The following is a 15,797-nucleotide window of genomic DNA, read 5'->3' as shown; positions in this document are numbered from 1 at the left end:
CCTCCATGGACATCCGCGCACTCGGCTACCTGCGCATCGAGACCGCCGACCTCCCCGCCTGGCGCACCTACGTCCTGGACCTCCTCGGCATGACCGAGGCCCCGGGCAGCACCCCCGACCGGCTCGACGTCCGCATCGACGACCGCGTCCACCGCTTCCAGTTCGTCGCCGGGGACCAGGACCGCCTCCTGGCCGCCGGGTTCGAGCTGGCCGGCGCCCGCGCCCTGGAGGAGGCCGCCGCCGAACTGGAGGCCGCCGGCCACCCCGTCAAGCAGGCCGACGCCGCCACCCTCGCCGACCGCCGCGTCCAGGGGCTGATCCACTGCGAGGACCCCAGCGGCAACCCCCTGGAGCTCTACTGGGGCCAGGCGCAGGACCACACCCCGCTCGCCGCCCCGTACGGCAACCGCTTCGTGACCGGCGAACTCGGGCTGGGCCACGTCGTGCTCCCCGCCCCCGAGACCGAGGCCACCCTCGACTTCTACGAGGACCTCCTCGGCTTCCAGCTGCGCGACTCCATGCGGCTGCCCCCCGTCGCCGTCCCCACCGGGCCGCCCGGCCGGGACTTCCACTGGATGCACTTCCTCAGCCCCAACCGCCGCCACCACAGCCTCGGGCTCTACCCCGGCGCGCTGCCGCCCGGCATCGTCCACTTCATGGTCGAGGCGGAGAAGCTCGACGACGTCGGCTACTGCCTGGACCGGATGAACCGCGCGGGCATACCCATCGCCTCCACCCTGGGCCGGCACTCCAACGACCACATGGTCTCCTTCTACGCCCAGGCCCCCGGCGGCTTCCAGGTCGAGTTCGGCTGGGACGGCCTCCTCGTCGACCCGGCCACCTGGACCGCCAAGGAGATCACCGCCGACAGCTTCTGGGGCCACCAGTGGAACGGCTGACCGGGCCGGACCGGGCCGGTCGGACCGTGGACGCCTTCGCCAGCGGCATCGCCGTCGTCGCGGCGCTCGGCGCCGACGGCCGCCCGGCAGGGCTGGTCTGCCGGTCCTTCGCCTCCCTGTCCCTGGAGCCGGCGCTGGTGCTGCTGTGCGTCGACGGGGACGCGGCCGGCTGGCCCGCCGTCCGCGCCGCCGGACGCTTCGCGGTGAGCATCCTCGCCGAGGAGCAGCGGGCCCTGTGCGAGGCCCTCGACGGCCCCGCCGCCCCGGACGCCGACCCCTTCGCGGGCTTCGGCTGGCAGGCCTCCGCGTCCGGAGCCGTCCGCGTCACCGGGGCGCTGGCCACCGCCGACTGCGTCCTCGACACCGTCCACGAGACGGGCGACCACCACCTGGTCACCGCCCGGGTCCTCGCGCTCGCCGCCCGCGAGGGCGGCTCCCCCCTGCTGTCCTTCCGCAGCGACTACGTCACCGGAGCCTTCGGATGAACCCTCGCCCCGACGCCCACTACGACGTCGTGGTGGCCGGCTCCGGCGCGGCCGGACTGGCGGCCGCGATCACCGCCCGGCTGCGCGGCCTGAGCGTCCTCGTCGTGGAGAAGACCGACCGCTACGGAGGCTCCACCGCGCTGTCCGGCGGCGCGGTCTGGGTCCCCGGCAACTTCCACCTCGACCGCGCCGGGATCGCCGACACCGGCGACAAGGCCCGCGCCTACCTCGACGCCACCGTCGGCGACCGGGTCCCCCGCGCCCGCACCGACGCCTACCTGCGCCACGGGCCGCGCATGGTGCGGGAGTTCCACGACCGCACCGAGGTCCGCTTCATGTACACCCCCGGGTACCCGGACTACTTCCCCGAGGCGCAGGGCGGGATGGCCCAGGGGCGTTCCGTCGAGCCGTGCATCGTGGACTTCCGGCTGCTGGGGGAACTGGGCCGCGAGATGCGCCGGGCGGGCCTGCCCACGTACGGGCTGACGATGACCTCGTACGACTTCCGGTTCCTGAACATGGCCGGGCGGACCTGGGCGGGCCGCCGGGCCTCGGTGCGGGTCGGGATGCGGGCGCTCGGCGCGCTCGCCGCCGGGCGCAGGCCGCTGTCCCTGGGCGAGGCGCTGATCGCCCGGATGCGGCTGTCGCTGCACCGCCTCGGCGGTGACCTGTGGCTGTCGGCGCCGCTGACCGGGCTGGTCACCGACGCCTCCGGCCGGGTGGCGGGCGTACGGGTCCTGCGCGGCGGCCGGGAGGTCACCGTGGGCGCCGGCGGCGGGGTGGTGCTCGCCTCGGGCGGCTTCTCGCACGACCAGGCGCTGCGCGAGAAGCACCTGCCCGCGCCCACCTCCACCGACTGGACGCACGCCTCGCCGGAGCAGACCGGCGACGCCCTGCGGCTGGGCGAGGAGCTGGGCGCCGCCACCGACCTGCTCGACCGGGTGTGGGGCGCGCCCTCCCTGTGCCCGCCGGGGGAGCGGCCGTTCTTCCTCGTCGCCGACCGGGGCGTCCCCGGCATGGTCATCGTCAACGGTGCGGGGGAGCGCTACGCCAACGAGGCCCTGCCCTACCACGCGTTCGTCGACCGGATGTACGCCGCCGACCGGCCCGAGGCGCCCACGGTGCCGTCCTGGCTGGTGCTGGACGCCCGCGCGAAGAGCCGGTACCTCTTCGCGGGGCTGCTGCCCGGGCAGCCGTTCCCCAAGAGGTGGCTGGAGAGCGGCTTCCTGAAGAAGGCCGCGACGCTGGAGGAACTGGCCCGCCAGACCGCCGCGCCCGGCCTGCCCGCGGCCGTCGCCCGCTTCAACGGCTTCGCCGAGCGCGGCCGGGACGAGGACTTCGGCCGGGGCGACAGCGTCTACGACCGCTACTACGGCGACCCGACGCTGCCCAACCCGAACCTGGCGCCGATCGCCAAGGGCCCCTTCTACGCGCTCCCCGTCCACCCGGGCGACATCGGCACCAAGGGCGGCCTCGTCACCGACGGGGACGGGCGGGTGCTGCGCGAGGACGCCACCGCGGTCGAGGGCCTGTACGCCTCGGGCAACTGCTCGGCGGCGGTGATGGGCGAGACCTACCCGGGCCCGGGCGCCACCATCGGCCCCGCGATGGCCTTCTCCTGGGCGGCGGTGAACGCCATCGCGCGGGACCGGGAGGAGGGGGCGGGTCAGGACAGCTTGCCGTCGTAGTCCGGGAGCTTGACGGTGCGCTCGGCGTGCCCGCCGACGAGGTCGCCGTCGTTGTTGCCGATGTTGGCGATGATCGTGTAGCCGCGGGCCTCGATCTCCGCGCGCTTGCCCGTCTTGTAGGCGCTGACCTGCGAGAAGAGGTCGGGCAGGTCGCGGACGTAGAGGCCCGAGACCGGGTAGCCGACGGCCTTGAGGTTGCGCTCGGTCAGGGAGTACACGATGCCGGGGCGGGCCGTGACGAAGAAGATCGCCACGCCCCGGTCGTTCGCGTACCGGGTCAGCTCGCGGACCTTGGAGATCGCGGGGGTCGGGAAGGTCCAGAACCAGTGGAAGTCCGTCTCCAGCGAGGTGTTGTCGATGTCGAGGACGATCGCCGGCTTCTCCCCGGCCGGGGAGGCGGCGATCCGCTGCTCGATGCCGGGGCGGGCGGCGTCGATGACGGAGGCCACGTCGCGCTGCCAGGCCGCGTAGTCGATGCCCAGGATCGCCGCGTTGCCGCCGGGGGCGGAGGCGGAGGCGGAGGCGGCGGGCGCCGCGGCGGGCGCGGGCACGGGCGCCGGGGCCGCCGCGGCGCCGGTGGCCGGCAGCAGGGTCAGGGCGGTGGCGGCGACGACGGCCGCGGCGGCGGCGCGGGCACGGTGGGCTGCGAGCATGTGGGGGCGCTCCTCGATCACGTTGGCATGTACGCGATCAGGTTGGGGGAGCGCCGCAGCCATGTCTACCGGTCGGTAGGAAACAATTCGTGGCCGCCCGGTGAATGATCACTTCCGCTCCTCGCCGACGGCCCCGGACCCCTCAGGTGTCGCACTCCAGCACCGTGCGGCACAGCCCGCACCGCGCCCGCAGCGCCCCGGCGCCCGCCGGAACCCGCAGCCACTGGCCGCACACCGGGCACGGGAAGCTCACCCGTAGCCCCCCGTCCCCCACGCCGCCCCCGCCGGGCCCGAACCGGTACGCCGCCCCGCGCGGCGGGGCCGACCCCGTCCGCCGGGCCCGGGCGTAGCGGCGCCGCTCGCCCGCGCCCGCGCCGGCCAGCGGGGCCCGGTGCGCCTCCCGGCCGGCCAGCGCGCGCCCGCGCAGGTAGGCCTCGTAGGCCTGGGGGCTGGAGAACCAGGGCGCCGGGTCCTCCCCGAAGTGCCGGGCGCGGCGGGCCAGTACGTATCCGAACTCCTCGGGGGTGAGGTAGCCGAGCTTCTGGTGGCTCAGCGCGTCCTCGCGGTAGGCGTCGAGCAGCAGCCAGCCGGACCCGAGGAAGGCGGCGGCCGTGTCGGTGAGGATCTCGTTCGCCGCGGTGTCGGCGAAGCCCAGGCCCAGGCGGTGCAGCAGGACGTGGGTCACCTCGTGGGAGAGTGCGGCCGCCAGATCGCGCCGGTGCAGCCGGAAGCGGTCGTTGACCTCCACGAAGTACTCCGGTCCCGCGGTCAGCTCCACGGTGGCCGCGTCCCGCATCGGCCGGAACGAGACCACCATCCGCGCGTCGGGCAGCCGCAGCGCGCCCACCACGGCCGAGGCCACCCGGTGCGCCCCCAGGTGCAGGTCCTCGGCGGGCCCGAAGGCCGCCTCGGCGCGGGAGATGCTCGTGGCGTAGGCCCCGATCCCCTCTGCGCCCAGGCGGCCGAAGAGCGCCGTGAGCGATGCCCGGACCGTCTCCAGGTGCGGAAATCCGTGCGCGACCGGGCTCGTCCGCCCGCCGTCGTCCGTCATGGGGCCCCCTGCGCCGGAAGTTGTCCGAAAACGCCTTCTTGAAGACAGCCGTACCACCGATGTGTCATGGACTCGTCATGCATGTGATGGCACGCACAGCCCAACCCCCCACGAAAGGCAGTGTGTTGACCGTGGCCACTCTCGCAAGAATCCTCAAGCGCACCCTCGCCGCCGGCGCCGTGGCCCTCGCGGCCGTCAGCCTCCAGCCCGCCGGAGCCAGCGCCGCACCCGCCCCCGTCGTCGGCGGCACCCGCGCCGCGCAGGGCGAGTTCCCCTTCATGGTCCGCCTCTCCATGGGCTGCGGCGGCGCCCTCTACACCCAGCAGATCGTCCTCACCGCCGCCCACTGCGTCGACGGCTCCGGCAACAACACCTCCATCACCGCCACCGGCGGCGTCGTCGACCTCAACAGCTCCGGCGCCGTCAAGGTCAAGTCCACGAAGGTGCTCCAGGCCCCCGGCTACAACGGCAAGGGGCGCGACTGGGCCCTGATCAAACTCGCCAAGCCCATCAACCAGCCCACCCTCAAGATCGCCGAGACCAAGGCCTACGACAACGGCACCTTCACCGTCGCCGGCTGGGGCGCCACCCGCGAGGGCGGCGGCCAGCAGCGCTACCTCATGAAGGCCACCGTCCCCTTCGTCTCCGACGCCTCCTGCCAGAGCGCCTACGGCTCCGACCTCGTCCCCGGCGAGGAGATCTGCGCCGGCTTCACCCAGGGCGGCGTCGACACCTGCCAGGGCGACTCCGGCGGCCCCATGTTCCGCCGCGACAGCGCGAACGCCTGGATCCAGGTCGGCATCGTCAGCTGGGGCGAGGGCTGCGCCCGGGCCGGCTACCCCGGCGTCTACACCGAGGTCTCCACCTTCGCCGCCGACATCAAGGCCGCGGCGGCCGGCCTCTAGCCCCACCGGCCACCCGGGCCCCGCCCCCCGGGCCGGCACCGCCCCGCGCACCGGTCCCGCCGCACGCACCGGCACCGCCCCGCGCACCCGTGGGGGGGGGGGGGGGGGCCCCCCCCCCCCGCCCCCCGGGCGCCCGGGCCCGCCCCCCCCCCCCCCCCCCCCCCCGCGCCGGGCGGCCGCCCCCCCCCCCCCCCCCCCCCCGAAACGGCCGGAAGGACGAGGCGCCCCGCCCCCCGCCCCCGTACGGTGGGCCGGGCTGCCACGAGCCCGGCCCACCGCCGCCCCCGTCCCGCGGCACCCTCCCCACGGCCGTCCGTGCGGTTGCGGGCCGGAGCGCACGCGGGTCCCATGGGAAGACTCCACCGGCGGCAGCGGGCGACAGCGGGGAAGGCAGCGCATGACGATCAGAGTGGTCATCGCGGACGACCAGGAAATGGTCAGGACCGGCTTCCGGATGATCCTCGAAAGCCAGCCCGACATCGAGGTCGTCGCCGACGTCGTCGACGGCGAAGCGGCCCTGGCCGCCGCCGCCGCCCACCGGCCCGACGTCCTCCTCCTCGACATCCGGATGCCCAAGCTCGACGGCCTGGAGGTCACCCGCCGCCTGTCCGGCAAGGACGGCCCGCGCATCGTCATCGTCACCACCTTCGACCTCGACGAATACGTCCACGCGGCACTCCACGGCGGCGCGTCCGGCTTCCTCCTCAAAGACGCCAGCCCGGCCATGCTGGTTGAGGCAGTCCGCGCCGCCGCCGTCGGCGACGCCCTCGTCTCCCCGGCCATCACCGTGCGCCTGCTGCGCGAGATGGCCCCCCGCCTGCCCTCCGCCCAGGCCGCCCGCCGCCCCGCCGAACCCCTCACGGAACGCGAACGGGAAGTCGTGCGCTGCCTCGCCCGCGGCCTCACCAACGCCGAGATCGCCGCCGAGCTGTACGTCTCCCTGTCCACCGTCAAGACCCACCTGGCCAACGTCCAGGCCAAACTCGACGCCCGCAACCGCGTCGAGATCGCCGCCTGGGCCTGGGAGAGCGGCCTCGCCGCCAACCCGGCGTGAACCACCCCCGCCCCCCGGCCCACCGCCCCGGCCGCCCCCGCCGTAGGGCTCGCCCGCCGAGGGGGACACGATGAGCCCCCTCGCCTCCTGGGCGCGCCGCCATCCCGGCGGCGCCCGCATCACCCGCGTCCTGCTCTCCCTGGTCCTGCTGGCCCTCGTCACCTTCGAAGGCGTCGTCCTCGCCCGCCAGCCCAGCGTCCCGCACGCCGCCGTCTGGATCTCCGGCGTCCTCGTCTGCCTCAGCGCCGCCCCCTGGCCCCGCATCCCGCTCCTGCCGCGCGCCTGGTTCGCCGCCGCCACCACCTGGACCGTCACCCTCCTGCTGATGTTCGGCAACCACCCCCTCGTCGTCTGGGGCGGCGGCGAGGCCATCGCCCTGCTCGTCCTGCTCACCCAGGTCCTGCTGCGCGCCCCCGCCCGCACCGCCGCCGTCCTCGGTCCCCTCCTCGGACTCGGCTGCATGGCCGTACCCGTCCGCGACGCCGACCCCGGCCGCTTCACCCTGCTCTTCTCCGTCCTGGCCGTCGTCGTCGGCGCCTACTCCGTCCTGCTGCGCCTGCAGTCCGTCCAGCGCGTGCGCGACCTGCGCGCCGTACGCACCGCCGAACGCCTGGAACTCGCCCGCGAACTCCACGACCTCGTCGCCCACCACGTCACCGGCATCGTCGTCGAGGCCCGCGCCGCCCGCTTCACCAAGGTCTCCGCCGAACGCGCCGCCGAGACCTTCGGCCGCATCGAAACCGCCGGGGACGAAGCCCTCGGCTCCATGCGCCGCCTCGTCGCCATCCTCCGCGAGGACGAAGCCGACCGCCCCGCCCCCGCCCCGGCCGCCCCCGTCGCCGGCCTCGACGACCTGCGCCGCCTCACCGAACGCTTCGCCGCGACCGGCCCGCCCGTCGCCCTCTTCATCGAGGACGGCCTCGACGCACGCGTCCCCGCCCACGTCGCCGCCACCGCCCACCGCATCGTCCTCGAAGCCCTCACCAACATCTCCAAGCACGCCGCCACCGCCACCGCCGTCCGCATCGGGCTGCGCACCCTGCCCACCGGCCTCGAAGTACGCGTCGCCGACGACGGCGGACGCCCCGCCCGGCTCTCCGAAAAGGCCCGCGGCGGCGGCTACGGCCTCGCCGGAATGGCCGAACGCGCCGAAGCCCTCGGCGGCACCCTCACCGCCGGACCCGCCCCCGAGGGCGGCTGGCTCGTCACCGCCCTCCTGCCCCTGTGAGGCCTGCGTCTCACGGACCGACTGGACGGGGTACCGGCCGCGGCCGCCACGTATTCTCGGGAACCATGAACAACAGCGACATCGACGAGATCGACGAGAACGTCACCGCCGAACTGTCCCGCCTGCGCGACAGCATCGACAACATCGACGCGGCCGTGGTCCACATGCTCGCCGAGCGCTTCAAGTGCACCCAGCAGGTCGGCCACCTCAAGGCCAAGCACCAGCTGCCCCCGGCCGACCCGGGCCGCGAGGCCAGCCAGATCGCCCGCCTGCGCCAGCTCGCCGAGAACGCCAAGCTCGACCCGGCCTTCGCCGAGAAGCTCCTCAACTTCATCATCGCCGAGGTCATCCGCCACCACGAGACCATCGCCGCCGGCGAAGACCAGTAACCTCCGCCGCCCCGGAGGGGGCCGGGCCCCGCGGCCCCCGCCCCCTTCGGCACGGACCGGCCGTCAGGCAGCATGGGCGCATGTCCGCACTGACGCGCAACGAAGCGCAGCTCCGAGCCCAGCTCCTCGACGTCCACGACTACGCCGTCGCCCTCGACCTGACCACCGGCGACGACACCTTCGACTCCACCACCACCATCAGGTTCACCGCCCGCACCACGGGCGACACCTTCGTGGAACTGAAGCCGGACGAACTGCGCTCCGCCACGCTCGACGGCACCCCCCTCGACCCCGCCGCCCTCAGTGACGACCGGCTCCCGCTCACCGGCCTGACCGAAGGCCCCCACGAACTGCGCCTCGACACCCGCATGCGCTACTCCCGCACCGGCGAGGGCCTGCACCGCTTCACCGACCCCGCCGACGGGGAGACGTACGTCTACTCCCAGATGTTCATGGACGACGTCCAGCGCGTCTTCCCCGCCTTCGACCAGCCCGACCTCAAGGCCGTCTTCGCCTTCACCGTCACCGCCCCCGCCCACTGGACCGTCCTCGCCAACGGCATCACCACCCGCACCGGCGACCGCACGGGACACCCCTCGGGGGACGGCGCCGGCGTCTGGACCTCCGCCCCCACCCCCCGCATCTCCACCTACCTCGCCGCCGTCGCGGCCGGCCCCTGGCACAGCGTGACCACCGAACACGCCGGCCTCCCCTTCGGCCTCCACTGCCGCCGCTCCCTCGCCCCCCACCTCGACGCCGATGCCGACGAGATCCTCTCCGTCACCACCGCCTGCTTCGACCGCTACCACGAGAAGTTCGCCGAGCCCTACCCCTTCGACTCCTACGACCAGGCCTTCGTCCCCGAGTTCAACGCCGGCGCCATGGAGAACCCCGGACTCGTCACCTTCCGCGACGAATTCGTCTTCCGCTCCGCCGTCACCGACACCGAACGCCAGACCCGCGCCATGGTCATCGCCCACGAAATGGCCCACATGTGGTTCGGCGACCTCGTCACCCTGGCCTGGTTCGACGACATCTGGCTCAACGAGTCCTTCGCCGAATACATGGGCTACCAGACCCTCACCGAAGCCACCCGCTTCACCGACACCTGGACCGAATTCGGCGTCACCCGCAAGTCCTGGGGCTACGACGCCGACCAGCGCCCCTCCACCCACCCCGTCGCCCCCGGCCCCGACGACGTCCCCGACACCGCCTCCGCCCTCCTCAACTTCGACGGCATCTCCTACGCCAAGGGCGCCTCCGCCCTGCGCCAGCTCGTCGCCTGGCTCGGCGAGAAGGACTTCCTGGCGGGCATCAACACCCACTTCGCCCGACACAAGTTCGCCAACGCCTCCCTCGCCGACTTCGTCGACTCCCTCGCCGCCCACACCGACCGCGACGTCCACGCCTGGGCCGAGATCTGGCTGCGCACCACCGGCATCGACACCCTCACCCCCCGCGTCCAGGAGAGCCCCGGCGGCTGGACCCTCACCGTCGACCGCACCGGCAGCCGCCCCCACCGCATCACCGCCGGCACCTACGCCCGCACCCCCGACAACCGCCTCGAACGCGCCGAACTCCTCGACCTCGACGTCCCCTCCGAGGAGATCCTCTCCGCGAGCGGCCCCCGCCCCGCCCTGCTCGTCCTCAACGACGGCGACCTCACCTACGCCAAGATCCGCCTGGACGAAACCTCCCTCGACACCGCCCTGCGCGACCTCTCCCGCGTCCCCGACCCCCTCACCCGCACCGTCATCTGGGCCTGCCTGCGCGACATGGTCCGCGACGGCGAACTCGCCCCCGCCACCTACCTCGCCACCGCCGAAGCCCACCTCCCCGACGAGAGCGACCTCGCCGTCGTCCAGGGCGTCCTCGCCTTCGCCCGCACCCAGATCGCCGACCACTACACCGCCCCCGCGCAGCGCGGCGCCGCCCTCACCACCATCGGCTCCATCGCCCGCGCCCTGCTGCGCCGCACCGAGGACGGCCGCGAACCCGGACTGCGCCTGACCGCGGTCCGCACCGCCATCGACAGCGCCACCCAGCCCGACACCCTCGCCGCCTGGCTCGCCGACGGCACCGTCGGCGGCAGCCCCGTACTCGACCCCGAACTGCGCTGGCGCATCCTGGCCCGGCTGTCGGTCCTCGGCGCGGTCGACGAAGCCGCCATCGACGCCGCCCTCGCCGCCGACCCCAGCGCCACCGGCCGGGAAGGCGCCGCCCGCTGCCACGCCGCCCTGCCCACCCCCGAGGCCAAGGCCGCCGCCTGGAACCGCCTCTTCCACGACGACACCCTGTCCAACTACCTCTTCAGCGCCACCGCCCAGGGCTTCTGGAAGCCCGAACAGGCCGACCTCGTCAGCGAGTACGTCCCCCGCTACTACCCGGACGCCATCGCCCTCGCCGCCCGCCGCGGGCCCGCCATCGGTCAGGCCGCGGGCCGCTGGGCGTTCCCCTCCCACGCCGTCGACGAGGCCCACCTCCAGGCCGGCCTCGCCGCCCTCGACACCCCGGGCATCCTCCCGCTCCTGCGCCGCCAGCTGGTCGACCAGCTGGACGACCTCGCCCGCGCCCTCCCGCTCCGCCGCTCCTGACCCCCGGCCGCCGTCCCGGGGCCGGACCTGGCCCCGGGACCGGTCTCGGTCTCGGCTTCGGCTTCGGCTTCGGCGCGGGGTGGCGGGGACGCGGGGCGGCGGCTGGAAAGTGACCCCGGACAAACCCCGGCGGTTACCCCATTCGGGTCGGATCGTTGTACCGGCCGGGTGTCCCGCCCGGCCTCGGCCGCGCGGCGCCCCGCACCGCCGAGCCCCCGGAGGCCCCATGACCGCGCCCACGCCCCCGCCGGCGCCCCCGCTCGCCGGCGGACGCCACGGCGGCGACGCACTGCGGCCCCTCCTGGACACCGTCCTCACCGCCCTGCGCACCGGCGCCGAAGAACGGGGCGGGCCCCTCCCCGCCGGCGGCCCCGACACCGTCGCCGCCCGCGTCGCCGCCGCGCTGGGCGACGTACTGCCCGAGCACGGACGCGGCGACCACGAAGCCCTCCGCACCCTCGTCCACACCCTCGCCGCCGGCGCCGCCGACCCCGCCCACCCGCTGTGCGCCGCCCACCTGCACTGCCCCCCGCTCGCCGTCGCCGCCGCCGCCGACCTCGCCGCGAGCTGCCTCAACCCCTCCCTCGACTCCTGGGACCAGGCCCCCGCCGCCTCCGCCATCGAGGCCCACCTCACCAGCACCCTCGCCGCCGAGCTCTACGGCACGTCCCGCGCCGACGCCCTCCTCACCACCGGCGGTACCGAGGCCAACCAACTGGCCCTGCTCCTGGCCCGCGAACGCCACGGCCCCCGCCTGACCGTCCTGCACGGAGCCAACGCCCACCACTCCGTCCCGCGTTCCGCCTGGCTCCTCGGCCTGCCCCCCGCCGTCGCCCTCCCCACCCCCACCGGCGTCCTGGACCCCGCCACCCTCGCCGAGGCCCTCGCCACCACCCCCGGCCCCCACCTCGTCACCGCCACCGCCGGCACCACCGACGCCGGACTCATCGACCCCCTCACCCCCCTCGCCGACGTCTGCGACCAGCACCGCGCCGACCTCCACATCGACGCGGCCTACGGCGGCACCCTCGCCCTCAGCCCCCGCCACCGCCACCGGCTCGACGGCCTCACCCGCGCCCGCTCCCTCACCCTCGACCTGCACAAACTCGGCTGGCAACCCGTCGCCGCGGGCCTCCTCGCCGTCCCCGACCGCGACCTCCTGGCCCCCCTCGCCCACCAGGCCGACTACCTCAACGCCACCGACGACACCGAGGCCGGCCTCCCCGACCTCCTCGGCCGCTCCCTGCGCACCACCCGACGCCCCGACGCCTTCAAGATCGCCGTCAGCCTGCGCTCACTCGGCCGCGACGGCCTCGCCCACCTCATCGACCTCACCTGCACCGCAGCCCACCGGCTCGCCGAACTCCTCGACGCACACCCCCGCTTCGAACTCCACGCGCCCCCCACCCTCACCACGGTCCTCTTCCGGCCCACCCCCACGGACGACGGCCACCTCGCCACCCTGCGCCGCACCCTCCTGCACGACGGCACCGCCGTCCTCGGCCGCGCCACCGCCGACGGCCGCCTCTGGCTCAAGGCCACCCTGCTCAACCCCCACACCACCGCGCAGGACCTGGACACCCTCGTCGCCCTCCTGGAAGGCAGAACCCGCCCATGACCGCCGCCCCCCTCGATGCACCCCACGACCTCGTCGGCATCGGCATCGGCCCGTTCAACCTCTCCCTCGCCGCCCTCGCCCAAGGCCTCCCGCAGCAAGGCATCGGCCCCCTCGCCACCGCCTTCTACGACCAGCGCCGCGACTTCCGCTGGCACCCCGGACTCCTCATCGACGGCGCCACGCTCCAAGTGCCCTTCCTCGCCGACCTCGTCACCCTCGCCGACCCCACCAGCCCCTGGACGTTCCTGAACTACCTCAAGCACAAGGAACGTCTCTTCCCCTTCTACTTCTCCGAGCAGTTCCACATCCAGCGCGCCGAATACGACGCCTACTGCCGCTGGGTCGCCGGCCGCCTCCCCGGACTCCACTTCGGCCACCAGGTCGACGCCGTCCGCTGGAACCCCGAACGCGACCTCTTCGAAGTCGACTACACCCAGCTCGACACCGATGGCGAAGCCGACGCACTCGGCCGCACCCACACCCGCAACCTCGCCCTCGGCATCGGCACCGCCCCCTACGTCCCCGAACCCCTGCGCCCCCTCGCCGACGCCCCCACCGTCCCCGTCATCCACTCCGCCGACTACCTCGACAACCGCGCCCGCATCCTCGCCGCCGAGCACGTCACCGTCATCGGATCGGGCCAGTCCGGCGCCGAGGTCTTCCTCGACCTGCTGCGCGCCCGCCCCCACGGCCGCGAACGCCTCACCTGGCTCGCCCGCACGCCCTCCTTCGCCCCCATGGAGTACTCGAAGCTCGGCCTCGAACACTTCACCCCCGACTACACCCGCTACTTCCACGCCCTCCCCGAACCCGTCCGCGACCAGCTCGTCCCCGCCCAATGGCAGCTCCACAAGGGCATCGACGCCACCACCATCGCCGCCATCCACGAGGAGCTCTACCGCCGCACCCTCCACGGCGGCTGGCCCGACACCGTCCTGACCCCCGGGGTCAGCGTCCGCACCGCGGGCCGCGTCGCCACCACCAAGGTCGAGCTCCACCTCGAACACGCCCAGCAGGGCACCCGCTCCCGCCTCACCACCGACGCCGTCGTCCTCGCCACCGGCTACGAGGAGCGCCCCCTCAGCAGCCTCCTCGCCGGCCTCGACCCCTACGTGCGCAAGGACTCCTCCGGCCGCCCCCGCATCGACGACCGCCACCGCATGGTCCTCGACCCCTCCGTCACCGGCACCGTCTTCGTCCAGAACGGCGAACGCCACACCCACGGCGTCGGCGCCCCCGACCTCGGCCTCGCCGCCTGGCGCAGCGCCGCCATCCTCAACACCCTCACCGACAAGGAGCCCTACCCCCAGCCCCACCGCACCGCCTTCACCACCTTCGGCCTCGAACAACGGGAGCACACCCGCCCGCACCCCGCGGGCGAGCTGCTCCCGCTCGTCGAACACCCCTGAACCGCGGCGACCGGCTAGAACACCGGCACACCCGCCCGCGTCAGACGCCAGTCCACCGAGGCGAACTCCGCCGGATCCACCGTCCCCTTCGCCTTCACCCACTGGATGATCGTGTTACGGATCTCCTCCGAATTGGCCCACAACTGCCCGGCCTGCGGCACGTGCGGGAAGTTCCCGCCCCCCGAGGCCCGGTAGTTGTTCACCGCGAACACGAACCGCCCCGCCGGATCCACCGGCTTCCCCTGGAACGACAGCCCCGAAATCCGCGAACCCACCGGCCGGGACACGTCCACGTCGTACGCCAGCCCGTACACCGCGTCGTAGTTGTAGTCCGGAATCCCCTCCGCGTTCGTCAGCTTCGCCACGTCCACCGGCGCGTCCACGGCCGTCTGCACGTAGTACCGCGCCGAGAACTCCAGGTAGTCCTTGAGCTGCGCGCCCGTCAGCAGCCGGGCCTCCAGCGTGTTCTCGAACGGGTACAGCCCCGCCGCGTCCTTGATCGTGATCCGCCCCGCCGGAATCGACGCCGTCCGCGAGAAGCACGACGCCTGCGACAGCACCGGCAGCGACGCCCACTGCGAACCCGCCAGCGCCGCCCGCACCGTCTCCGCCTGCACGTGGTTGATCAGATCGATGATCGGCACGTCCTTCACCGGGCCGTCCGCCGAAGACATCGCCTGCGTCGAGGTCCCGATCACCTGGTTGACGTACGCCACCACCTTGCGGTGCTCGTCCGACAGCAAGCGCACGATCTTCCGGTCCTCCGCCACCGTGTTGGAGTTCAGCACCTGCGCCGACACCTTCGCCACCGACCAGCGGCCCGCCTCCCACACCAGCTCGAAGTCGAACAGCGTCAGCCGCTGCCCCCACTTCAACGGCTCCGACAGCACCACGTCCTTGCCGGTCGCCCGGTTCTTCACCCGGTACTCCGGGATCTCCGTGTGCGCGTGACCCACCAGGATCGCGTCGATCCCCGGCACCTGCTCCGCCACCAGACCCGCCGCGTTCTCCACGTACGGCAGCTGGTCCCCGTAGCTCGACGTACCGCTCGACCCCGAATGCGCCGAGACGATCACCACGTCCGCACCCATCGACCGCAGCTTCGGCACGTACTTCGCCGCCTGCTCCTCCAGACCCGGGAACGTCATCTTCCCCTGCACGTTCGCCTTGTCCCAGATCGCGATCCCCGGGTTCGTCAGCCCCAGCACCGCCACCTTCACGTCCCGCCCGTGCGGCGTCCGCAACCGGTGCATGCTGTACGGCGCGAACGCCGGCCGCAACGACTTGGCGTCCAGCGCGTTCGCCCCCAGCAGCGGGAAATCACACTGCTCCTCGAACTTCCGCAGCACCGGGATCCCGTAGTTGAACTCGTGGTTCCCCAGCGCCGCCGCGTCGTACCCGATCGCGTTCATCGCCTGCGCCATCGGATGCACCGGACCGCGCCGCGCGGTGATCGGATCCACCTTCGCGTAGTAGTACGACAACTGCGTGCCCTGGATCGTGTCGCCCGCGTCGATCAGCAGCGTGTTGCAGCGCCCCTTGCGCGCCCGCACCTGCTCCACCAGCGTCGAGATCTTCGCCAGACCGACGTCGTTGTGCGCCTTGTCGTCGAACTCCTTGTCCGTGAAGTAGTCCCAGTTGAAGACGTTCCCGTGCAGATCGGTCGTCCCCATCACCGTGAACGCGTACGTCCGCGGCCCCTTCCCCCGCTGCGCCGACGGGCCCTCCAGCGCGGCGGCCGGGGTGCTCGTGGCCCCCGCCAGCGCCGCGGCCGCACCCGTCGCGGCCGAAGCCCCCATGAACTTCCTACGGTCGAACGTCATG

13 protein-coding genes are annotated in these 15,797 nt (G+C 73.8%); 10 read left to right on the top strand and 3 right to left on the bottom strand.

The window, feature by feature from the left end; genetic code table 11:
• The first annotated feature begins 5 nt into the window (after positions 1-5).
• The 3 genes from ACGFXC_RS21175 to ACGFXC_RS21165 are packed head-to-tail and all read left to right on the top strand — an operon-like array spanning position 6 to position 3,072.
• Positions 6-899 carry a VOC family protein gene (locus ACGFXC_RS21175; RefSeq protein WP_393714935.1) on the top strand — a complete coding sequence of 298 codons (894 nt, stop codon included), beginning with the start codon at positions 6-8 and terminating at the stop codon, positions 897-899.
• Positions 887-1,384: a flavin reductase family protein gene (locus ACGFXC_RS21170; protein WP_393714933.1), complete on the top strand. Its 498-nt coding sequence runs from the start codon at positions 887-889 to the stop codon at positions 1,382-1,384. Before ACGFXC_RS21175 ends, ACGFXC_RS21170 begins: the two co-directional genes overlap by 13 nt.
• A complete protein-coding gene (locus ACGFXC_RS21165) occupies positions 1,381-3,072 on the top strand; it encodes an FAD-dependent oxidoreductase (protein ID WP_393714931.1) in 1,692 nt (563 codons plus the stop codon). Before ACGFXC_RS21170 ends, ACGFXC_RS21165 begins: the two co-directional genes overlap by 4 nt.
• On the opposite strand, the gene ACGFXC_RS21160 is transcribed toward ACGFXC_RS21165, so the two are convergent.
• Positions 3,051-3,725 carry an HAD family acid phosphatase gene (locus ACGFXC_RS21160; protein ID WP_393714929.1) on the bottom strand — a complete coding sequence of 225 codons (675 nt, stop codon included), beginning with the start codon at positions 3,723-3,725 and terminating at the stop codon, positions 3,051-3,053. The genes ACGFXC_RS21165 and ACGFXC_RS21160 overlap by 22 nt on opposite strands.
• A gap of 142 nt (positions 3,726-3,867) precedes the next feature.
• Positions 3,868-4,776: a hypothetical protein gene (locus ACGFXC_RS21155; RefSeq protein WP_393714927.1), complete on the bottom strand. Its 909-nt coding sequence runs from the start codon at positions 4,774-4,776 to the stop codon at positions 3,868-3,870.
• Between the two features lie 86 nt (positions 4,777-4,862).
• Here ACGFXC_RS21155 and ACGFXC_RS21150 point away from each other — a divergent pair, with 86 nt between their 5' ends.
• The 7 genes from ACGFXC_RS21150 to ACGFXC_RS21120 all read left to right on the top strand — a co-directional run bounded on the left by ACGFXC_RS21150 (position 4,863) and on the right by ACGFXC_RS21120 (position 13,973).
• Positions 4,863-5,681, top strand: a complete 819-nt coding sequence (locus ACGFXC_RS21150) for a serine protease (protein ID WP_393714925.1) — start codon at positions 4,863-4,865, stop codon at positions 5,679-5,681.
• Between the two features lie 397 nt (positions 5,682-6,078).
• Positions 6,079-6,735 (top strand): response regulator, encoded by a 657-nt coding sequence (locus ACGFXC_RS21145; RefSeq protein WP_393714923.1) that lies wholly within the window; start codon positions 6,079-6,081, stop codon positions 6,733-6,735.
• Between the two features lie 70 nt (positions 6,736-6,805).
• Complete coding sequence (locus ACGFXC_RS21140; protein WP_393714921.1) at positions 6,806-7,963, top strand: sensor histidine kinase; 1,158 nt, start codon at positions 6,806-6,808, stop codon at positions 7,961-7,963.
• A 65-nt stretch (positions 7,964-8,028) separates the two neighbouring features.
• The gene (locus ACGFXC_RS21135; RefSeq protein WP_393714919.1) at positions 8,029-8,352 is read left to right on the top strand and encodes a chorismate mutase; all 324 of its coding nucleotides are present in this window, start codon (positions 8,029-8,031) and stop codon (positions 8,350-8,352) included.
• An 80-nt stretch (positions 8,353-8,432) separates the two neighbouring features.
• Positions 8,433-10,946, top strand: a complete 2,514-nt coding sequence (gene pepN, locus ACGFXC_RS21130; RefSeq protein WP_393714917.1) for an aminopeptidase N — start codon at positions 8,433-8,435, stop codon at positions 10,944-10,946.
• A 226-nt stretch (positions 10,947-11,172) separates the two neighbouring features.
• Positions 11,173-12,564, top strand: a complete 1,392-nt coding sequence (locus ACGFXC_RS21125; RefSeq protein ID WP_393714915.1) for a pyridoxal phosphate-dependent decarboxylase family protein — start codon at positions 11,173-11,175, stop codon at positions 12,562-12,564.
• Entirely contained in the window at positions 12,561-13,973 is a 1,413-nt protein-coding gene (locus tag ACGFXC_RS21120) for a lysine N(6)-hydroxylase/L-ornithine N(5)-oxygenase family protein (protein WP_393714913.1), read from the top strand. Before ACGFXC_RS21125 ends, ACGFXC_RS21120 begins: the two co-directional genes overlap by 4 nt.
• 14 nt (positions 13,974-13,987) lie before the next feature.
• Here the strand turns inward: ACGFXC_RS21120 and ACGFXC_RS21115 are convergent, their stop codons facing one another.
• Positions 13,988-15,796 (bottom strand): bifunctional metallophosphatase/5'-nucleotidase, encoded by a 1,809-nt coding sequence (locus ACGFXC_RS21115; RefSeq protein WP_393714911.1) that lies wholly within the window; start codon positions 15,794-15,796, stop codon positions 13,988-13,990.
• Position 15,797 lies beyond the last annotated feature (1 nt).

Origin of the sequence: Streptomyces sp. NPDC048507 (assembly GCF_043199995.1) — a bacterium.
In the GTDB taxonomy this organism is placed as follows: Bacteria; Actinomycetota; Actinomycetes; order Streptomycetales; family Streptomycetaceae; genus Streptomyces.
Note: the sequence above shows the minus strand (reverse complement) of the source record. Positions and strands in the feature narration are given on the sequence as shown.